Source organism: Sinorhizobium medicae (genome assembly GCF_007827695.1).
In the GTDB taxonomy this organism is placed as follows: domain Bacteria; phylum Pseudomonadota; class Alphaproteobacteria; order Rhizobiales; family Rhizobiaceae; genus Sinorhizobium; species Sinorhizobium medicae.
Genome location: NZ_VITA01000004.1, coordinates 40,181 through 59,692 on the forward strand (window position 1 = coordinate 40,181; position 19,512 = coordinate 59,692).

General features: G+C 63.0%; 17 protein-coding genes. 2 read left to right on the forward strand and 15 right to left on the reverse strand.

Annotation, left to right across the window (positions count from 1 at the left end; all coding sequences use genetic code 11):
• Window positions 1-8: 8 nt before the first annotated feature.
• Window positions 9-1,157: an AAA family ATPase gene (locus FB009_RS07875; protein ID WP_018209313.1), complete on the reverse strand. Its 1,149-nt coding sequence runs from the start codon at window positions 1,155-1,157 to the stop codon at window positions 9-11.
• A gap of 66 nt (window positions 1,158-1,223) precedes the next feature.
• Window positions 1,224-2,138, reverse strand: coding sequence for a GNAT family N-acetyltransferase (locus FB009_RS07880; RefSeq protein ID WP_012067143.1), 915 nt, complete (start codon window positions 2,136-2,138; stop codon window positions 1,224-1,226).
• A 205-nt stretch (window positions 2,139-2,343) separates the two neighbouring features.
• Here FB009_RS07880 and FB009_RS07885 point away from each other — a divergent pair, with 205 nt between their 5' ends.
• Window positions 2,344-3,279: a tyrosine recombinase XerC gene (locus tag FB009_RS07885; RefSeq protein ID WP_024310850.1), complete on the forward strand. Its 936-nt coding sequence runs from the start codon at window positions 2,344-2,346 to the stop codon at window positions 3,277-3,279.
• An 85-nt stretch (window positions 3,280-3,364) separates the two neighbouring features.
• Complete coding sequence (locus tag FB009_RS07890) at window positions 3,365-4,456, forward strand: TraB/GumN family protein (RefSeq protein WP_012067145.1); 1,092 nt, start codon at window positions 3,365-3,367, stop codon at window positions 4,454-4,456.
• On the opposite strand, the gene FB009_RS07895 is transcribed toward FB009_RS07890, so the two are convergent.
• The 13 genes from FB009_RS07895 to FB009_RS07955 form a co-directional block, all read right to left on the reverse strand.
• A complete protein-coding gene (locus tag FB009_RS07895; protein WP_012067146.1) occupies window positions 4,440-4,934 on the reverse strand; it encodes a DUF2867 domain-containing protein in 495 nt (164 codons plus the stop codon). The genes FB009_RS07890 and FB009_RS07895 overlap by 17 nt on opposite strands.
• Window positions 4,935-5,063: 129 nt before the next feature.
• Window positions 5,064-6,470 (reverse strand): dihydrolipoyl dehydrogenase, encoded by a 1,407-nt coding sequence (lpdA, locus tag FB009_RS07900; protein WP_012067147.1) that lies wholly within the window; start codon window positions 6,468-6,470, stop codon window positions 5,064-5,066.
• 50 nt (window positions 6,471-6,520) lie between these two features.
• Window positions 6,521-7,273 carry an SDR family oxidoreductase gene (locus FB009_RS07905; protein ID WP_012067148.1) on the reverse strand — a complete coding sequence of 251 codons (753 nt, stop codon included), beginning with the start codon at window positions 7,271-7,273 and terminating at the stop codon, window positions 6,521-6,523.
• The gene (locus FB009_RS07910; RefSeq protein WP_012067149.1) at window positions 7,270-7,770 is read right to left on the reverse strand and encodes a hypothetical protein; all 501 of its coding nucleotides are present in this window, start codon (window positions 7,768-7,770) and stop codon (window positions 7,270-7,272) included. Before FB009_RS07910 ends, FB009_RS07905 begins: the two co-directional genes overlap by 4 nt.
• Window positions 7,770-8,414 carry a LysE family transporter gene (locus FB009_RS07915; RefSeq protein ID WP_012067150.1) on the reverse strand — a complete coding sequence of 215 codons (645 nt, stop codon included), beginning with the start codon at window positions 8,412-8,414 and terminating at the stop codon, window positions 7,770-7,772. The genes FB009_RS07910 and FB009_RS07915 overlap by 1 nt, the downstream gene beginning before the upstream one ends.
• Before the next feature lie 164 nt (window positions 8,415-8,578).
• Window positions 8,579-9,826 (reverse strand): 2-oxoglutarate dehydrogenase complex dihydrolipoyllysine-residue succinyltransferase, encoded by a 1,248-nt coding sequence (odhB, locus tag FB009_RS07920; RefSeq protein ID WP_028054302.1) that lies wholly within the window; start codon window positions 9,824-9,826, stop codon window positions 8,579-8,581.
• 49 nt (window positions 9,827-9,875) lie between these two features.
• Window positions 9,876-12,872 carry a 2-oxoglutarate dehydrogenase E1 component gene (locus FB009_RS07925; protein ID WP_012067152.1) on the reverse strand — a complete coding sequence of 999 codons (2,997 nt, stop codon included), beginning with the start codon at window positions 12,870-12,872 and terminating at the stop codon, window positions 9,876-9,878.
• Between the two features lie 280 nt (window positions 12,873-13,152).
• Complete coding sequence (sucD, locus tag FB009_RS07930; protein WP_012067153.1) at window positions 13,153-14,055, reverse strand: succinate--CoA ligase subunit alpha; 903 nt, start codon at window positions 14,053-14,055, stop codon at window positions 13,153-13,155.
• Between the two features lie 6 nt (window positions 14,056-14,061).
• Window positions 14,062-15,258 (reverse strand): ADP-forming succinate--CoA ligase subunit beta, encoded by a 1,197-nt coding sequence (gene sucC, locus FB009_RS07935; protein WP_012067154.1) that lies wholly within the window; start codon window positions 15,256-15,258, stop codon window positions 14,062-14,064.
• A 33-nt stretch (window positions 15,259-15,291) separates the two neighbouring features.
• Window positions 15,292-16,254, reverse strand: a complete 963-nt coding sequence (gene mdh / locus FB009_RS07940; protein ID WP_012067155.1) for a malate dehydrogenase — start codon at window positions 16,252-16,254, stop codon at window positions 15,292-15,294.
• A 183-nt stretch (window positions 16,255-16,437) separates the two neighbouring features.
• Window positions 16,438-17,592, reverse strand: coding sequence for a cell division protein ZapE (gene zapE / locus FB009_RS07945; protein ID WP_024310852.1), 1,155 nt, complete (start codon window positions 17,590-17,592; stop codon window positions 16,438-16,440).
• A gap of 117 nt (window positions 17,593-17,709) precedes the next feature.
• The gene (locus tag FB009_RS07950) at window positions 17,710-18,249 is read right to left on the reverse strand and encodes a protease inhibitor Inh/omp19 family protein (protein ID WP_012067157.1); all 540 of its coding nucleotides are present in this window, start codon (window positions 18,247-18,249) and stop codon (window positions 17,710-17,712) included.
• 168 nt (window positions 18,250-18,417) lie between these two features.
• Window positions 18,418-19,488, reverse strand: coding sequence for an ABC transporter ATP-binding protein (locus FB009_RS07955; RefSeq protein WP_012067158.1), 1,071 nt, complete (start codon window positions 19,486-19,488; stop codon window positions 18,418-18,420).
• Window positions 19,489-19,512 lie beyond the last annotated feature (24 nt).

Consider the following 19,512-nt stretch of genomic DNA (forward strand, 5'->3'; position numbering starts at 1 on the left):
CTCGAGCATCAGGAGCTTTCTTGGTCGCCCTCATCTGCCATAAGGCCAGTTTGCCGCATACCGTCGATCCACGTGGCGCCTTCCCGGCGAATGACGCGACGCGGGCGCACCCCACAGCGGCGGTGCACTTCCGCTGCCAATAGCTCGGAATGGGTGACGATCCAGATCTGGCTCTCGCGCGCGGCGCTCGCGATCATAGCGGCCAACGCCGGAAGCATATCGGGATGAAGGCTTGTCTCCGGCTCGTTCAGCGCAATAAATCGCGGGCGGCGATAGGATAAGAGCGCAGCCGCCAGCGCCAGAAACCGCATCTGCCCGTCCGAAAGCTCGCGCGGCGAAAACGGCCGTCGCGGAAATTCCGGCAGGACGAGCGAGAATTCTGCAAACTGGCCGGGTTCGGGAACGTCCAGATAGGCGCCTGCGAAAGCGTCCGCGATCGCCCGATCGAGATCGACAGTATCCTGTCTCGTGTGCCGGAGCGTTGCGAAAACCGCGGCCATGTTGAAACCACTCTCGTCCAGCAGTGGCGCGGTGATCGCGAGACAGGGCATACGCAATGGCGAGTCGCGGTCGGTGCGAAAACCGTGAAAGAAGCGCCATTGATCGACCGCCCTGCGGAAACTCCCGATCTCCGGATAGTGGCCGGCGTCGCCAAGCAACGAAATAGCCGTCTCCGACGTCATCGCCTGTTCCGGATAGTCCGCCATCCGCCCGCGCTCGCCGCGCACGAGGATACCGGGGCCGGCTCGCTTCATCACCGTCACCGGTCGCCGGCCGGTCTCGACGGTGAGTTCCTCCTCCTTGACCTCCGGCTCGTAGGCGAAACCAGCTGCTGCTTTCGGTGGCCGAAAACCCGCCTCGATACGGTAGCGGAACGTGATGGCCCGCTCCTCGTCCATGAGCTCGGCATCCAGACGGATGCGGGCCGGCTTGCCGGCACGGCGCGAGCCGCTCCAGATGGCAGAGGCCATGCCGCCTTCCTCGGCGATCTCCCGGGCGAAGTGACCTCGCACGGCCGCCTGAACCAGCTGCAGGCCACGATAGAGGTTGGACTTCCCGACACCATTCTCTCCGATGAACAGGTTGACGCCGGCCAGGTCCATACGGATCGAGCGCAGCGACCGGTAGTTCTCGGCGAACATCGAGCGAAGCAACATGAAAGAGAATTAACTGATCCGCCTGGCGAAATGAACTGCGGGCGCGCAAAACGCCGCCGTGTGAACCTACCCTGTCCGGACAGACGGCTCGAACGCCGCGTCGCTGTCGGCGGCCAGAGCTTGAACCGTATGCCGCTCAAGTGCCCGGGTTACTTCCATCGGATCGCCGTCGAGCGCGTCCGCCGGAATAAGATTGCCTATCCGGAAATCGAAGCGGTCGCCCTTCTTGTTCAGGAGCTCGTGAAACACCGTCATGTCGCGCAGCTCCGTCGACCACTTCGCAAACCAGTAGAAGAGGCCGGAATTGCGCGCGCTCATATGCACCGGCAGGATCGGCAGGCCGTATTTGCGTGCGAAGCCGACCGCGGAGCTTTTCCACGGGCGCTCGTTCAGTCGTCCCTCGGCCCAGTATGCTATGCGGCCGGAAGGGAAGAGCACGGTTGCCTTGCCCTCCTCAATGGCCCGATTGGTGACCTGAAGCGTCTCGCGCGCCTTGAGCTTAGACTTGTGCTCCTCCCGCCATTCGACCGGGATGACCATTTCCACGAAGCGCGGATTGACGCGGATCGCGTCGCGATTCGCGAAGAACATCATGTCCGGCCGCCGGCTCTTCAGGAGATCGAACACGGCGATGCCGTCGGCAATGCCCGTCGGATGATTGCTGACGAGCAGGAAGCCGCCCTTCTCGGGAATACGCTCCGGCCTGTCGGCGCGGATCTCGAGAGCAAGAAGCGAGCTCAGATGTTCGAAGGCCTGGAAACCAGGCATATTGGCAACGGCATTGGCGAATTCTATCGCCTTGCGGTAGTTGAGAAGCGTGTAGAGAAGGGGCCGCATGACGGGCCAAAGTGGGTGCCGAACGATCTTCTGTCCGCGCTCCGCGATCAGCGTATCGACAATATGGCCCGGACGCCCTTGCGAGACCAGCGCAACCGCCTCTGCAAAATGCGCCAGAGCGCTCGCCGAATCACGTCTCGACATTATCCCATCCGCTGTTGCTGCCCGAACATTGCAGTTCAATATGATCGAACAATGACAAATTCCAAGGGGCCGCCGCAGCAAACTTCAGCATGTTAGCAAAAACATAAGACGCCGATGGCATCCTCGGAAGCTGAAACAAGTGCAGCAAGCAGGAGCCTGGATCCGCCAAGCTCCGTCCCGCTGATCGCGCGTCGGGCCGATGTTGATGAACGAACTCCTTATCATAGGCCATCCGGAAGTGATGGCGGAACGGAAGCGCTGGCTCGCGAGCCTTGCCGAGGAGCGCCGGCTTTCAGGAAAGACGGTCGAGGCCTATGAGCGCGACACGCGCCAATTTCTGACCTTCCTCACCGGTCACCTGGCTGGGCCGCCGAGGCTCTCGGACATTCGCGCCCTGCGCCCCGCGGATTTGCGCGGCTTTCTGGCACAGCGCCGCAAAGGCGGCGCTGGCGCGCGCACCCTCGGCCGTGGCTTGGCGGGTCTGCGTTCCTTCCTGCGCTATCTCGAGAAAAACGGATTGGCCAATGCGGCCGGCGCGGGGGCGGTGCGTTCACCGAAGCAGCCAAAGTCGCTCCCCAAGCCTCTGACCGACCGCGATGCGCTGAAAGTCGTAACCACCGACTCGCAATTGGCGGAGGAGCCGTGGATCGCCGCTCGCAATGCCGCGGTTCTGACCCTGCTTTATGGCTGCGGCCTGCGCATAGCGGAGGCACTGGACCTGACGCCCGCCGACTTCACCGAAACGGCCAGGTCCTTGCGGGTCACCGGAAAGGGCGGCAAGACACGGATCGTGCCTCTGATCGCAGCCGCCGCGGAAGCGGTGACGACCTACCGGAAGCTTTGTCCTTACCACATCGAGGCTGGAGAACCGATTTTTCGCGGCGCCCGCGGCGCGAAACTTCAGCCGGCGATCATACAGCGCGAAATGCAGAAGCTGCGCTCCGCACTCGGCCTGCCGGATTCGGCGACGCCGCACGCGCTTCGCCACTCTTTCGCGACCCATCTTCTTGCGGGCGGCGGGGATCTGCGCACGATACAGGAGCTGCTGGGCCATGCCAGCCTTTCGACGACGCAGGTCTATACCGGAGTCGATTCGGCGCGGCTCCTGGAGATCTACGACCGCGCTCATCCGCGCGCCTAAAATCCGACGCGCTTGGCCGTTAACCAAGTGCGTTAAGGAACCCGTGACCGAGGGGGTGTAGGTTCCAGCAAATGCGGGGGCATCCATGATCACCTTCACCAGACCCGTCCGCGATCTCGCGGCCAAGGCGACCGACTGCCTGTTGTGGCTCACGGCATCGTTCCACATACTGATGGCCGCGAGCCTCCTTGCCGCCCTGCTCTATGTCTCGGAGGCTCGGGCGGATGAGACGGATTGCGTCGGCAGCAATATTTTGACCGGACTCGAAAATTCTGATCCTGCCCGTCTGGCGGCTTTGCGTGCGGAAGCGGCGGCGATACCCAACGGAAAGGGCCTGCTCTGGCGAATCGAAGATCCCGCCGCTCAAGGCCAGGGACGGGCGCCCTCCTTTCTGCTCGGCACCATGCATGTCAGCGACCCGCGCGTGCTGGCGATGCCTGGCGGGGCGGCGCAAGCCTTCGCAAAAGCGCGGACCGTCATCGTGGAATCCGACGAGATTATCGATCAGAACCGGGCGACCGCCGCGATCATGATGCGGCCCGATCTGACCATGTTCACCGGCGACAAGACGATCAACGACTTCCTGAAGCCGGAGGACCTCGCCCTTCTCGAAGGCGGACTGAAGGCTCGCGGCATCCCCCTGCCCCTCGTCACCAGGATGAAGCCCTGGATGATCGCCAGCTTCGTGGCCCTGCCGGCCTGCGAATTCTCACGCAAGGCGGCCGGCGCCTCCTTCCTCGATAAGAAGCTCGCCGAGGACGCGGTGAGGGAGGGCAAGACGCTCAAGGGGCTCGAAACGCTGGTCGAACAGCTTGCGGCAATGGATTCTCTGCCGGTCGAACTGCACTTGAAGGCATTGATCGAAACGCTCGCTCTCGGCAAGACGATCGACGACGTGTTCACGACGACCACCGATCTCTATCTTTCCGGCGAGACGGGCACCATCATGCCCATGATGAAACTGGTCTCCGCCGGGCTTTCGCCTAATGATGCCGGCTATGCCGAATTCGAGCAAAGGATCGTCGTCGACCGCAACAGGATCATGGCGGACCGTGCCGGACCTATCCTGAGGGACGGCGGCGCCTTCATGGCCGTGGGCGCGCTGCATCTTCCGGGCAAGGAAGGCCTGGTCGAACTTCTGCGGCAAGAGGGTTTTAAGGTTACGCGGGAGGAATGACCGGCGCTCGCGACCGGTCGTTCACCCCCGCCAGTAATGTTGGGACGATCGCCTTGTGGAAGGGCATGACTGCAGCGAGATAGAGCCGGCCGAATAGATTCCTGCGGCGCACCAGGGTGGTCATGCCGATGATCTGGCTATCGGCCGGCCCTTCGCGCACATCCACGACGATGCGGAAATCCAGGTGGCGGTCGTCATAGCCGACGACGGCTTCGCGATCGTCGCTGTGCAGCAGCGGAAAAGTGCCGATCAGGCCGGAATGCGCGGGGGGCGCGGCTGCGTTCAGACCGATGAGAGAGGCGAAGCGGTTGCGCAATGCGAGAAGACTCCGCACCCAGCCAGGTGCGCTTCCAAGCGCTCTCGCCGCCTCCGCCGCCGTCATTCGCTCGCCGAAGACGAGAAGTTCGTGGCGGTCCGACCAGTCGGCTCCGGGAAGCCAGGCGTTCGGCAGGCCGGCGGCAACGCTTCGTGGTCTCATGAACGCTTCCCTTTCGCTTTCGCCGCTCCCGCCGATCGGAGGCGGTCATGTCTGCGGTGAGTGGTTCATGATTGCGCCGGTTGCCGGCACGAAGCGAGGGGCCACTTGTCGCAGCCCCCGCGCCATTTGTCACATATGGATCGGCTTGAAGAAGGTGGAAAGCGCCGCTTCCTTCACCGCTTCCGACATGGTCGGATGGGCGTGGCAGGTGCGGCCGAGGTCTTCGGACGATCCGCCGAATTCCATCAGCACGGCGATCTCGTGAATCATCTCTCCGGCGCCGAAGCCGATGATGTGGCCGCCAAGGACGCGGTCGGTCTCCTTGTCCGCCAGGATCTTCGCGAAACCGTCCGTTTGCAGCATGGCGCGGGCGCGGCCGTTGGCGGTAAAGGGGAATTTTCCGACCTTATAGGCAACGCCTGCGGCCTTCAGCTCTTCCTCGGTCCTGCCGACGGAGGCAACCTCGGGCTGGGTATAGACCACACCCGGGATGACGTCGTAGTTCACGTGGCCGGCCTGGCCGGCGATGATCTCCGCGACGGCGATGCCTTCATCCTCGGCCTTGTGGGCCAGCATCGGACCGCGCACGACATCACCGATCGCGTAGACGCCGGTGATGCTCGTCTGAAAGTGCTGGTCGATCTCGACGCGGCCACGCTGATCGAGAACGACGCCCGCCTTGGCGAGGCCCAAACCTTCCGTGGAGGGCTTGCGGCCGGTAGCGATGAGCACGACTTCGGCATCGAGCGTCGTCGCCTCGCCGCCCTTCACCGGCTCGAAGGTGACCTTCGCACCCTCGTCAGACTTCACCACTCCGGTGACTTTTGCGCCGAGCTTGAAGTCGAGGCCCTGTTTCGTCAGCATCCGCTGGAGCTGCTTGGCGACTTCGCCGTCCATGCCACCGAGAATGGTGTCGAGATATTCGACCACCGTCACCTTGGCGCCGAGGCGCGCCCAGACCGAGCCGAGCTCGAGACCGATGACGCCGCCGCCGACGACGATCATGCTCGCGGGGACCTTTTCGAGCGCGAGCGCCCCGGTCGAGGAGACGATGATCTTTTCATCGAAAGGGACCTCTACCCCGGGAATGCCGGCGACGTCCGAACCGGTGGCGATAACGACATTCTTCGCCTCGAGCACCTGCTCCTCGCCCTTCTCGTTCGCAACGGCAACCTTGCCCTGGCCGAGGACTTTGCCCAGGCCCTGAAATCCGTCGATCTTGTTCTTCTTGAAGAGGAAGGCGACTCCGTCGACGTTGGACTTAACGGTCGCGTCCTTGTGCGCCATCATCTTCTGAAGGTTGAGCTTCGGGGTTGCGACCTCGACGCCCAGGGCGTCAAGCCCGTGCTCGGCGACATGGAACATTTCGGAAGCATGCAGCAGCGCCTTGGAGGGGATGCAGCCTACATTCAGGCAGGTACCGCCATAGGTGCTGCGCTTCTCGACCACGGCAACCTTCATGCCCAGCTGCGCCGCCTTGATGGCGCAGACATAGCCGCCGGGGCCGCTTCCGATAACGATGAGATCATAGGCCATTTGATAATCCTTCTTGGGAGGACGGTCTTTGGAGGGCAGTCGTGGGAGGGCTACCGCCCGCCGCTGACCGTGAGAATGGTTCCCGTGACATACGTTGCCTTGTCGGACAGGAGATAGAGAATTGCGTCGGCAACCTCGCCGGCCGTTCCGGGACGCTGCATCGGGATCGTTGGCGCGAGGTCGCGGGCGCGGTCGGGCAGCCCGCCGGAGGCATGGATTTCCGTGTCGATGACGCCGGGCCGGACCGCGTTCACGCGTATGCCCTCGGTGGCGGTTTCACGCGCCAGTCCGACGGTGAAGCTGTCGATCGCGCCCTTCGTGGCTGCGTAGTCGACATATTGCCCGGGCGCGCCAAGCACGGCAGCGATGGAGGAGAGATTGACGATCGAGCCCCCCCGCCCGCCGTGACGCGTCGACATCCGGAGCACCGCCTCGGCGGCGCAACGGATGGAGCCGGTCACATTGATGCGGAAAAGCCGCTCGATTCGCTCAGGCGAAATCTCGTCCACGCGCTGCGGCGGGCCGATAATGCCGGCATTGTTGACGAGACCGTCGAGACGGCCGAAGACGGAGTCGACGGCGGCAAAGATCGCCTTGACCCCCTCTTCCCTGCCCACGTCGCCTTCGACGGAAACGGCTGTGCCCCCAGCTTGCAAAATGCGTCGGACCACCTCTTCGGCCGCGTTGCGATTGGACGCGTAGTTGACCGCGACCCTCCAACCCTCGCTGGCCGCGGCAAGCGCAATCGCGGCGCCGATGCCGCGGCTGCCCCCGGTGACGAGAAGCACAGGTCCGTTGCTCATGATCCACATCCCTTGAACCGGAAAACATCGGAACTGTCGGTGCTGCCCTTGCCCTCGCCCCAGGCGCTCGATTCGCGCAGCGACGGTCCGAAATCGGGGAGCAGTATCTGGTCGGCGGCGGGCGCGTCCTCCGGCTGAAGCAGTCCGATCCGGCCGGCCTTGTCGACCGTATAGATCGGGCCCTGCCACACGGTGCAGGCCGCCAGTTCCGCGCCGGTCACATCGCCGGTGGGGCAGTCGTTCATGACGATCCCGTTCGCTCGCAGCGGTTCGCCCGACTGCATCACGACGCCATCGAGCAAAAGCCCGGTGTCTCCGACCTTGACCTTGAAGTGATTGCTGGTGACGGCTGCCTCCGATCCGACAGGCTCGAAGCGCAGCTCGTAGGTCCCGGCCGGATCGGCGTAGACCGCCTGCGCCTGGATGCACTCGTCCGCAACAGCCGGTGCTGCCGAGAACACAATCGAAGCAAAGAGAACGTTGCGGCCGAGGATCATCACGCAGCCTTTTCCGTCGCCAGCTTCAGTCCGAGGGCGATGAAGACCAAGCCGCTCGCCCGGTCGATCCATTTGCTTGCCCGGGTGAAGGCCGCCCGCATGCGGGGCGTCGTCATGAACAGGCTGACGCCGACGAACCAGAGGATCAACGCGCTCGCCATGACAAGTCCATAGCCGAATTTGACGGTTATCGGCGTATGGGCGCTGACGACCGTCGAGAAAATCGAGAGGAAGAAGAAGACCGCTTTGGGGTTGAGCGCATTGGCGGCAAAGCCGAGGCCGAAGGCCTTCAGCGCCGGCTGCTGCGTGGGGGCTTCACCGGATTCCATCGTTTCCTCGACTGCGATTTCCGTCTGGCCGGCACGGAGCGCCTTGATGCCGATATAGATCAGGTAGGCTACGCCGCACCATTTCACGATGTTGAAGAGATAGATCGACTGCGAAATGATCAGCCCGAGGCCGAGAATGGTATAGCTCACGTGGAACATCAGCGACGCGCCGATGCCGAAGGACGTTATGATCGCCGATCGGCGGCCGTGCACCAACGACTGACGCAGCACCATTGCGAGGTCGGCGCCGGGCGAAACGATGGCGAAAGAGAAGATCGCCATTAGTGAAGCGAGTTCGATCAGATAGCTCATCATGGTTTGCGACCGGTGCTTACAATGCCAACTGTGCGGGATGCGCGCATAGCGTGCCCCGGAAAACCTAACCTCTGACTCCGTGGCTGTCGATGCCCGTAGGACGCCTGTTCTCGGCACGGGCACCGGCGGAGATGGAAACGGGGGCACGTGGCCCCCGCCATTCCTTAGAGATCGAGTACCAGGCGTTCCGGATCCTCGAGGCTTTCCTTGACGCGCACGAGGAAGGTCACCGCTTCCTTGCCGTCGACGATACGGTGATCGTAGGACAGCGCCAGATACATCATCGGCCGGATGACGACCTGACCACCGATCGCGACCGGGCGGTCCTGGATCTTGTGCATGCCGAGGATGCCCGATTGCGGAGCATTGAGGATCGGCGAGGACATCAGTGAGCCGTACACACCGCCGTTGGAGATGGTGAAGGTGCCGCCCTGCATGTCGGCCATGGACAGAGCGCCGTCGCGCGCTGCCTTACCGAGACGGCCGATCTCCTTCTCGATTTCGGCGATCGACATCTGGTCGGCGTCACGCACGACCGGCACGACGAGACCCTTGTCGGTGCCGACCGCGACGCCGACATGGCAGAAATTCTTGTAGATGATCTCGGTGCCGTCGATCTCGGCGTTGACAGCCGGCAGTTCCTTCAGCGCGTGGGTCACTGCCTTGGTGAAGAAGCCCATGAAGCCGAGCTTCACGCCGTGCTTCTTCTCGAAGATGTCCTTGTACTTTGAACGCAGGCTCATGACGGCGCTCATATCCACCTCGTTATAGGTGGTAAGCATCGCCGCCGTGTTCTGCGCGTCCTTCAGGCGACGGGCAATCGTCTGGCGCAGGCGGGTCATCTTGACGCGCTCCTCGCGAGCCGCGTCTTCAGCCGGTGCCGGCGCGCGGGCCTGAACCTGGGCCGGCTCGGCGGCAGCCGGGGCCGAAATGCCCTTGGCGACGGCCGCGAGCACGTCGCCCTTCAGAACCTGGCCGCGCTTACCCGAGCCGTCGATCTGATCGGCGGAAAGGCTGTTTTCGGCAATGAGCTTGGCGGCTGCCGGTGCCGGCGGCATCGACGTTGATGTCTGCGGCGCGGCTGCAGTGGGCGGCCGCGCGGCCGCAGCCGGAGCAGCCGCAACCGGTTCGGGTTTTTTCTCGGCCGCAGCCGGAGCGGCGGCAGCTGCACCCGCGCCTTCGGCAATCTGGCCGAGAAGGGCACCTAGCCCGACCGTCTCGCCCGCCTGGGCAACGATTTCGCTGAGCGTGCCGGCTGCCGGTGCAGGAACTTCGATCGTCACCTTGTCGGTTTCAAGCTCGACGATCGGCTCGTCTGCCTTGATCGCATCGCCAACCTTCTTGAACCAGGTGCCGACGGTCGCTTCACTGACGGATTCGCCGAGAGTGGGAACGCGGATTTCTGTTGCCATGTTTTTTGTCCGTTGATCAGATTTCTGTTTCAGACCGTGAGGGGCTTCGTCAGCCCCCCAGCGCGTCCTCGAGGAAGGCGGCAAGCTGCGCCAGATGCTTGGACATCAGGCCGGTAGCCGGCGAAGCGGCGGCAGGACGGCCGGTATAGCGCACCCGCTGGTACTTGGCATCGATATGGGCAAGTACCCATTCTAGATAGGGATCGATGAACGACCAGGCGCCCATGTTCTTCGGCTCTTCCTGGCACCAGACCATCTCCGCATTGCGGAAGCGGCTGAGTTCGTTGATCAGCGCCTTTGCCGGGAACGGATAGAGCTGTTCGACGCGCAGCAGGTAGATGTCGTCTATCCCGCGCTTCTCGCGCTCTTCCAGCAGATCGTAATAGACCTTGCCCGAGCACAGGACCACGCGGCGGATCTTCGAATCCTTCTGCAGCTTGATCGGCCCGTCCTTGATGACCTCTGCATCGTCCCAAAGGAGACGATGGAACGAGCTCTCGCCGGCCATTTCCGACAGGCTGGAGACCGCCCTCTTGTGACGCAGAAGCGACTTCGGAGTCATCAGGATCAGCGGCTTGCGGAAGTCGCGCTTTACCTGCCGGCGCAGAATATGAAAGTAGTTCGCCGGGGTCGTAACGTTGGCGACCTGCATGTTGTCTTCCGCGCAAAGCTGAAGGAAGCGCTCGAGGCGGGCGGAGGAATGCTCCGGTCCCTGCCCCTCATAGCCGTGCGGCAGCAGGCAGACGAGACCCGACATGCGCAGCCACTTGCGCTCGCCCGACGAGACGAACTGGTCGAAAACCACCTGTGCGCCATTGGCGAAGTCGCCGAACTGGGCTTCCCACAGTGTCAGCGCGTTCGGGCGGGCGAGCGAATAGCCGTACTCGAAGCCGAGCACTGCCTCTTCGGAGAGCATCGAGTTGATGACCTCGTATCGAGCCTGCGTCGGTGCCAGGTTGGCAAGCGGAATGTAGCGCTCCTCGGTCTCCTGATCGTAGAGAACCGAATGGCGTTGCGAGAAGGTGCCGCGCTCGCAATCCTGGCCGGAAAGGCGAATCTTGGTGCCCTCCGTCACGAGCGTACCGAAGGCGAGCGCTTCCGCCATCGCCCAGTCGATGCCCTCGCCGGTCTGGACCATGTTGGCGCGGTTCTCCATGAAGCGCTGGATGGTGCGATGCGCGCTGAAGCCGTCCGGGATTTCGGAAAGCTTACGGCCGATTTCCTTCAGCTGCTTCATAGGGACCGAGGTCCGCCCGCGCCGCTGCTCATCCTGGTTGTCGGCCGTGCGCAGACCCGACCAGGCACCGTCGAGCCAGTCGGCCTTGTTCGGCTTGTAGGACTGGCCGGCCTCGAATTCCTGTTCGAGATGGGCGCGCCAGTCGGCCTTCATCTTCTCGACTTCGCCGTCGCTGATCAGGCCCTCGGCAATCAGCCGGTCCGAATAGAGCTGGACGACCGTCTTGTGCGAGCGGATGGCCTTGTACATCCTCGGCTGCGTGAAGGCCGGCTCGTCGCCCTCATTGTGACCGAACCGCCGGTAGCAGAACATGTCGATGACGACAGGCTTGTGGAACTTCATCCGGAATTCGGTCGCGACCTTGGCGGCATAGACCACCGCTTCCGGATCGTCGCCGTTCACGTGGAAGATGGGCGCTTCTATCATCTTCGCCACGTCGGACGGATAGGGCGAGGAACGGGAGAAGGCCGGGTTCGTGGTGAAGCCGATCTGGTTGTTGATGATGAAGTGGACGGTGCCGCCGACACGATGCCCGCGCAGGCCCGATAGGCCGAGAATCTCGGCGACCACACCCTGGCCGGCAAAGGCCGCGTCGCCGTGCAGGATCAACGGCATGACCTTGACGCGTTCGCGCAGCGGTATGATGTCGCCTTCGAATACGGTCGCCATCTGATCCTGCTTGGCGCGCGCCTTGCCCATGACGACCGGATTGACGATTTCGAGATGGGACGGGTTTGCGGTCAGCGACAGGTGGACCTTGTTGCCGTCGAATTCGCGGTCGGAGGAAGCGCCGAGGTGATACTTGACGTCGCCGGAGCCTTCCACATCGTCGGGCGTGTAGGACCCGCCCTTGAACTCGTGGAAGATGGCGCGGTGCGGCTTGGCCATGACCTGGGAGAGAACGTTGAGACGGCCGCGATGCGCCATACCCAGGACGATCTCCTTCAGGCCGAGCTGGCCGCCGCGCTTGATGATCTGCTCGAGCGCGGGGATCAGGGATTCGCCGCCATCAACGCCGAAACGCTTGGTGCCCTTGTACTTGACGTCGATGAACTGCTCGAAGCCCTCCGCTTCGATGAGCTTCTGCAGGATCGCCTTCTTGCCCTCTGGGGTGAATTCGACGCCCTTGTCCGGACCTTCGATGCGTTCCTGTATCCAGCCCTTCTCTTCCGGGTTGGAGATATGCATGAATTCGACGCCGATCGTCGAACAATAGGTCCGCTCGAGCAGCTCGACCATCTCGCGCACGGTCGCATATTCGAGGCCGAGCACGTTGTCGATGAAGATCTTGCGGTCGTAGTCCTTCTCTTCGAAGCCGTAGGTCTTCGGGGAGAGTTCGTCGTAATCCTCGACGGGATCGGCCAGGCCGAGCGGGTCGAGCTTGGCATGCAGGTGGCCGCGCATGCGATAGGCGCGGATCATCATGATGGCGCGGACGGAATCGCGCGTCGACTGATGCACCTCGGCTTCGCTGAGCGGGACGCCGGTTGCGGCGGAGGCTTCCTCCGCCTTGGCCTTGACCTTCTTTTCGATGACCTTCTCGACCGTGCCCCAGTCGCCGTCGAGGGCCGAAACGAGTTCGCCATTGGCGGGGATCGGCCAGTTCGGCTTCTTCCAGGAGGCGCCCTTGGCCGCTCTCACCACATCTTCGGGCCGCTCGGCAAGCGCCTTGAAGAAGGATTGCCACTCGGCCGAAACGGATCCGGGATCTGCTTCATAGCGCGCATAGAGCTGCTCGATATAGGCGGCATTGGCGCCGTCCAGAAAGGATGTGAGCTGAAATTGCTCGTTGGCCTCTTGCCTTGTCATGGTCTCTCGCGGGCTCAGCCCGCCTCCTGACTTAAGTTGGTGTGCCGGGTTGTCCCGGTCATGTTTGCCCGCCGCCGGATCTGCGCCCTTCGACGGTCGGGCGCGTCGTTCCGGCTGCGCCGGCCCGGCTCCGGCTGTTCGCCATCTGCACCGGGCTTGGCGCTCATCATCGTATCTTTTTTGGCTCCAATGGGGCGGCATGCCCTGCCGCCCCGCTGTAAGGTCCCGCAGCGCCCTGTACGCGTCCGACGGGACGCCCGGGCGCTGCGGGAAGAGTTCGTCAGCCCTTCAGGACTTCGACCAGCGTCTTGCCGAGGCGTGCCGGCGATGGCGAAACGCGGATTCCCGCCGATTCCATCGCCGCGATCTTGTCTTCCGCACCGCCCTTGCCGCCCGAAATGACGGCACCGGCATGGCCCATGGTGCGGCCGGGAGGCGCCGTGCGGCCTGCGATGAAGCCGACCATCGGCTTCTTGCGGCCGCGCTTTGCTTCATCCTTCAGGAACTGAGCCGCTTCCTCTTCCGCCGAACCACCGATCTCGCCGATCATGATGATCGATTTGGTCTCGTCGTCCGCGAGGAACATTTCCAGGACGTCGATGAATTCGGTGCCCTTGACCGGGTCGCCGCCGATGCCCACTGCCGTCGTCTGGCCGAGGCCCTCATTGGTCGTCTGGAACACCGCTTCGTAGGTAAGCGTACCGGAGCGCGAAAGCACCCCGACCGAGCCCTTGCGGAAGATATTGCCCGGCATGATGCCGATCTTGCACTCGTCGGGCGTGAGAACGCCCGGGCAGTTCGGGCCGATGAGGCGCGAAGACGATTTATCGAGCCGCGCCTTGACCTTCACCATATCGGCGACCGGAATTCCCTCGGTGATGCAGACGATGAGCGGGATTTCGGCGTCAATCGCCTCGATTATCGCCGCGGCGGCACCGGCCGGCGGAACATAGATCACGGAAGCATCGGCGCCGGTGGCGTCGCGGCCCTCGGCGACCGTCGCGAAGATCGGCAGCTGCTCGCCCTTGGCGCCGGTCCAGGTCTCGCCGCCCTTTTTCGGGTGAATGCCGCCGACCATCTTGGTGCCGTTATAGGCGAGCGCCTGTTCGGTGTGAAAGGTGCCGGTCTTGCCGGTCAGGCCCTGAACGAGAACCTTGGTGTCTTTGTTGATCAGGATGGACATGAAACCTCAGGCTCCCTTGACGGCTGCAACGATCTTCTGGGCGGCATCGTCCAGATCATCGGCGGAAATCACGTTGAGGCCCGATTCATTGATGATCTTCTTGCCGAGCTCGACATTGGTGCCTTCGAGCCGCACGACGAGCGGCACCTTGAGGCCCACTTCCTTGACCGCTGCAATGACGCCCTCGGCGATGACGTCGCATTTCATGATTCCGCCGAAGATGTTGACCAGAATGCCCTTCACGGCCGGATCGGCCGTAATGATCTTGAAGGCCTGCGTTACCTTTTCCTTCGAGGCACCACCGCCGACATCGAGGAAGTTCGCGGGCTCGGCGCCGTAGAGCTTGATGATGTCCATCGTCGCCATGGCGAGACCGGCGCCGTTGACCATACAGCCGATATTGCCGTCGAGGGCGACATAGGCGAGGTCGTACTTCGACGCTTCGATTTCCTTCTCGTCCTCTTCCGTCGTGTCGCGCAGAGCAACCACATCCTCATGGCGGAAGAGAGCGTTGCCGTCGAAGGAGACCTTTGCGTCAAGGACGCGCATACGGCCGTTCGTCATGACGATCAGCGGATTGACCTCGAGCAGGCTCATGTCCTTTTCGACAAACGCCTTGTACAGGATGGGGAAGAGCTTCTCGGCATCGGCGCGCGCTTCGCCGTCGAGCTTGAGCGCCTCGGTGAGCGTCTTCAGATCGTCTGCGGTCACGCCCTTATCCGGGTCGATTGCGACGGTAACGATCTTCTCCGGCGTATGCTCGGCGACCGCCTCGATGTCCATGCCGCCTTCGGTCGAAACGACGAAGGCAACCTGGCCGACGGAGCGATCGACGAGAATCGAAAGGTAGAGCTCACGGTCTATGTCGGCGCCGTCCTCGATATAGAGGCGGTTGACCTGTTTGCCGGACGGGCCGGTCTGCTTGGTCACCAGCGTGTTGCCGAGCATTTCCCTGGCATGGGCGACGACCTCGTCGGCCGACTTGGCCAGGCGCACGCCGCCCTTGGCATCGGCGCCGAGTTCCTTGAACTTGCCTTTGCCGCGGCCGCCTGCATGGATCTGGCTCTTCACGACGTAGAGCGGACCCGGCAGCTTCTTGGCTGCCGCTGCGGCCTCGTCGGCGGAGAAGATCGCGACGCCTTCCGCGACCGGCGCGCCGTAGCTCTTCAAGAGAGCCTTGGCCTGATATTCATGGATGTTCATGGGTTCTTTCCTGTCTGATGGGCCGGTTGGCGATTACTTCAGGCTCGGTGCGATGTTGATGCAGGCTTCGCAAAGGCCGGCCACGGCCGCCACCGACTTGTCGAAGGCTTCCTTCTCGCCCTTGTTGAGGTCGATTTCGATAATGCGTTCGACGCCGCCGGCGCCGATCACGGTCGGTACGCCGACATACATCTCCTTGACGCCATACTGTCCGGAAAGATGCGCCGCGCAGGGCAGCACGCGTTTCTTGTCCTTGAGATAGGCTTCGGCCATTTCGATCGCGGACGCGGCCGGGGCATAATAGGCCGAGCCGGTCTTGAGCAGGCCGACGATCTCGGCGCCGCCGTCGCGGGTGCGCTGGATGATCTGGTCGAGCTTCTCCTTGGTGGTCCAGCCCATCTGGATGAGATCGGGAAGCGGAATGCCGGCAACGGTCGAATAACGGGCGAGCGGCACCATGGTATCGCCATGGCCGCCGAGCACGAAAGCGGTGATGTCCTTGACCGAGACGTTGAACTCCTCGGCAAGGAAGAGCCGGAAGCGCGAGGAATCGAGCACGCCGGCCATGCCGACGACCTTGTTCTTCGGCAGCCCGGAGAATTTCTGCAACGCCCAGACCATCGCGTCGAGCGGGTTGGTGATGCAGATGACGAAGGCGTTCGGAGCATATTTCTTGATGCCGGCGCCGACCTGCTCCATGACCTTGAGGTTGATGCCGAGCAGATCGTCGCGGCTCATGCCCGGCTTGCGCGGCACGCCCGCCGTGACGATGCAGACGTCGGCGCCTTCGATCGCAGAATAGTCGCTCGCACCCGTGAGCGAGGCATCGAAGCCCTCGACCGGAGAGGACTGAGCGATGTCGAGCCCCTTGCCCTGGGGAATGCCGTCGGCAATGTCAAAGAGGACGATGTCGCCCAGTTCCTTCAGGCCGGCGAGATGCGCCAGCGTGCCACCAATCATTCCCGAGCCGATAAGTGCGATCTTGTTGCGCGCCATGAAAGTGCTTCCTTTGTGATCCCAAAATGATCAAGGCCTGAAACGCGGCAAACGCCAAACCTTCGCGAAAGCCCTTTAAACGGCAAAGGGAAAAATATCAATCTCTACTTTTTGGCAGAGCAATTTCAATCGGTTAGATCGTAAAATTCTTACGTAAACGTAAGTATTTTTGCTGTCCGGCAATCAATCTGCCGGTGCGTTCTCCGGGTGCTGAGAAGCATATTCCTGGCTTTGCATCTCGATCAGGCGCGAAACCGTGCGGTCGAATTCGAACCCTTCCGTGCCCTTTCTCGCGGTCAGCAGATGCTGCGGTTCGGCCGCGGCCGAGGCGAAGAGGCGCGCGCCCTGATCGTAAAGAGCGTCGACGAGGATGATAAAGCGCTTCGTCTCGTTGCGCAGGTGCGGTCCGAGTTGCGGAACATGGTCGACGAAGATGGTGCTGTATTGCGCGACAATCGCAAGATAGTCGGAGGCTCCGAGCGGCTGCGCACAAAGATCGGCAAAGGTGAATCGCGCGGCCCGGCCGGCCGCCGCAGGCACGCGGATGGTCCGTCCCTTGCGGCCGATCTCGGCCGGGGAGCCCGGCTTTCCGCTCGTCTCCCGATACCAGGCGCGGTCCATGGCGGCTTCCGTTTCGGGTCCGAGCGGCGAGAGCCAGACGGGCGTCCCACCGGTCTTGCCGAGTCGGTAATCCGTTTGCGTGTCGAGCGAGATGATCTCGGCATGCGCCTTCAGGAGATCGATGAATGGAAGGAAAAGACCCCGATTGAGGCCGTCGCGATAGAGATTGTCCGGCTCGACATTGGAGGTGGCGACGAGCACGCAGCCCTTGGCGAAGAGTTCGGCGAAGAGCCGCGCAAGGATCATCGCATCGGCGATGTCGGTGACAGTGAACTCGTCGAAACACAGGAGCCGCGCCTCGCCCAGGAGATCGGAGGCAACGGGGGGGATGGGATCGGCCTGCTTCGTCTCGCCGTTCTTCAGCTTCTGCCGGTGCCGGTAGATGCGCTCGTGCACATCAGCCATGAACTCATGGAAGTGCGCGCGGCGTTTGCGCCGTATCGGCACTGCATCGAAGAACATGTCCATGAGCATGGTCTTGCCACGCCCGACGCCGCCGTGGATATAAAGACCCTTGACCGGAGGCTGCTCCTTCTTGCGAGCGGCAAAGAGCCAGCCGAGCGCGTTTGTCTTGCGCGAGGGGCGACTCGCAAGAAGGTCGGCGGTCAGGCGGTCCAGCCGTCTTGCGATTGCGAACTGAGCGGGGTCGCGCTGCCGTTCGCCGGCTGCGACGTGTCCCTCAAGCTTACGAAGAATGCTGTCGTCTGGATTAAGCACGATGCGTCCGGGCCGCCATGGCCGATTGGGGAAGGAGGATGGCGGCCGCGGCGGCGGAAGGCGCCCGTGCCGCATTCCGCCTCTTGTCCGGCCGCGAGATCGGCCTTGACTTGGTCGTTAGCGGCTGAGGCTGACCGGCTGCCCGCCGTTGGTCGATCCGTCGAAGCGCGCATCGGCCGTCTTGTAGAGCCGGGCGATCGGATTACCGCTGCGATCCTTGAGCACGACTTGCTTGCCCGCCACTTCCCACGACCCCATGGTCGTCAGCTCGCCGGCGCAGCCGCGCGTGCCGCCGCGCGAGCCACTCCCGAGATTGGTGAGCGTCAGGAACATGTCGCAGGAGCTGCCGGCGCTCGAAACGCGCCAGTTGCCGACCATCGACTCCTTCGTCACATCGAGCGCATTGGTGGCCGCGGCCACTTCCGTTCCGGCGGGCGCGCCGGGCGCGCCTGTGCCTGCCGTCGGCGGCGCCGGGAACTGGGATGCGCCGGCCGGCGGAGGCAGTTGCCCCGCCGATACGGTTGGTACGGGCTGCGCCTGCAGCGGAGCGGGAGAGCGAGGAACATCCTGAGATCCGAAACCGCCAAAGGACGTCCGCTGGCATCCAGCTAGCGCAAGTACAACCGCCAACCCGACCGCCGCATGTGAAACCCGCATATCTTCACCCCCGATATTGTCCGCGAACAATGATGCAACGCGATAATATAGGCCGAATTACAGCAAAACCACCTTTCAAATCAAGGCGAGGCATTTCGCGCCCAGCAGTTGCATGATTGAGACGCCTGACGAACATCGGACTTCGCCAAGCCTTCTACGCGTCGAGCCTCAAAGAGCCGCTCCCGTCTGCCGGTCGAAGACATAGACCTGACTGCGGTCCATCGCAGCGGTAAAGATCGAGCCATGGCGTGCCGGATGGTCGCCATCGACGACGGCGGTAATCTGTTCTCCGGCGAATTCGAAGAGAACATGCGTCTGCGCGCCGGTCGGCTCCACCAGCAGCGTCGTGCCGGCGATGGCATTGCCCTTGCCGCCCGCAACGAAATGTTCGGGACGCAGCCCGATCCGAACCGCCTGGCCCGGCCGAACCTTGCGTTCGGCCGCGATGCGGATCGCCGATCCGTCCCCGAGGCGAACCGCCGGCTCACCGTCCTCGGCATCGACCGTTCCGTCGAGCACGTTCATGGCCGGCGAACCGATGAAACCGGCGACGAAGAGGTTGGCGGGTGTGCGATAGAGCTCCAGAGGCGTGCCCACCTGCTCGATCCTGCCGCCGTTGAGAACGACGATGCGGTCCGCAAGCGTCATCGCTTCGATCTGGTCGTGGGTCACGTAGATCGAAGTTGTGGCGACCTTCTGGTGCAGGGCCTTGATCTCGGTGCGCATCTGCACGCGGAGCTTGGCATCGAGATTGGAGAGCGGTTCGTCGAACAGGAAGACGGCCGGATCGCGGACAATCGCCCGGCCCATGGCGACGCGCTGGCGCTGGCCTCCGGAAAGCTGGCTCGGCTTACGGCCGAGAAGCTCCGTCAGCGCCAGCATGCGGGCCGCATCGCCGACGCGTCTGTCGATCTCGGGCCGTGGAAGACCGGAGAGCTTGAGATTGAAGCCCATGTTCTCGGCGACCGTCATGTGCGGATAGAGCGCGTAAGACTGGAAGACCATTGCAATATTGCGCTCGCGCGGCGTCAGCGGATTGACGACCTTGCCGCCGATGAACACCTCGCCGTCGCTGATCTCCTCCAATCCGGCGATCATGCGCAGCAATGTGGACTTGCCGCAGCCGGAGGGGCCGACAAGTGCGATGAATTCGCCTTCTGCGATCGAGAGCGATACCCCATGGATCACCTCGAGGGCAGCATAGCTCTTGCGAATATCCCTGAGGTCGACCGATGCCATATGCTTTCTCCTTGGAACGAGGGA

Excerpts from the sequence above, each read along its gene's own strand:
- FB009_RS07875 (WP_018209313.1), bottom strand. The coding sequence starts at position 1,157 with ATGTTGCTTCGCTCGATGTTCGCCGAGAACTACCGGTCGCTGCGCTCG.
- FB009_RS07880 (WP_012067143.1), bottom strand. The coding sequence starts at position 2,138 with ATGTCGAGACGTGATTCGGCGAGCGCTCTGGCGCATTTTGCAGAGGCG.
- FB009_RS07885 (WP_024310850.1), top strand. The coding sequence starts at position 2,344 with ATGAACGAACTCCTTATCATAGGCCATCCGGAAGTGATGGCGGAACGG.
- FB009_RS07890 (WP_012067145.1), top strand. The coding sequence starts at position 3,365 with ATGATCACCTTCACCAGACCCGTCCGCGATCTCGCGGCCAAGGCGACC.
- FB009_RS07895 (WP_012067146.1), bottom strand. The coding sequence starts at position 4,934 with ATGAGACCACGAAGCGTTGCCGCCGGCCTGCCGAACGCCTGGCTTCCC.
- lpdA (WP_012067147.1), bottom strand. The coding sequence starts at position 6,470 with ATGGCCTATGATCTCATCGTTATCGGAAGCGGCCCCGGCGGCTATGTC.
- FB009_RS07905 (WP_012067148.1), bottom strand. The coding sequence starts at position 7,273 with ATGAGCAACGGACCTGTGCTTCTCGTCACCGGGGGCAGCCGCGGCATC.
- FB009_RS07910 (WP_012067149.1), bottom strand. The coding sequence starts at position 7,770 with ATGATCCTCGGCCGCAACGTTCTCTTTGCTTCGATTGTGTTCTCGGCA.
- FB009_RS07915 (WP_012067150.1), bottom strand. The coding sequence starts at position 8,414 with ATGATGAGCTATCTGATCGAACTCGCTTCACTAATGGCGATCTTCTCT.
- odhB (WP_028054302.1), bottom strand. The coding sequence starts at position 9,826 with ATGGCAACAGAAATCCGCGTTCCCACTCTCGGCGAATCCGTCAGTGAA.
- FB009_RS07925 (WP_012067152.1), bottom strand. The coding sequence starts at position 12,872 with ATGACAAGGCAAGAGGCCAACGAGCAATTTCAGCTCACATCCTTTCTG.
- sucD (WP_012067153.1), bottom strand. The coding sequence starts at position 14,055 with ATGTCCATCCTGATCAACAAAGACACCAAGGTTCTCGTTCAGGGCCTG.
- sucC (WP_012067154.1), bottom strand. The coding sequence starts at position 15,258 with ATGAACATCCATGAATATCAGGCCAAGGCTCTCTTGAAGAGCTACGGC.
- mdh (WP_012067155.1), bottom strand. The coding sequence starts at position 16,254 with ATGGCGCGCAACAAGATCGCACTTATCGGCTCGGGAATGATTGGTGGC.
- FB009_RS07950 (WP_012067157.1), bottom strand. The coding sequence starts at position 18,249 with ATGCGGGTTTCACATGCGGCGGTCGGGTTGGCGGTTGTACTTGCGCTA.
- FB009_RS07955 (WP_012067158.1), bottom strand. The coding sequence starts at position 19,488 with ATGGCATCGGTCGACCTCAGGGATATTCGCAAGAGCTATGCTGCCCTC.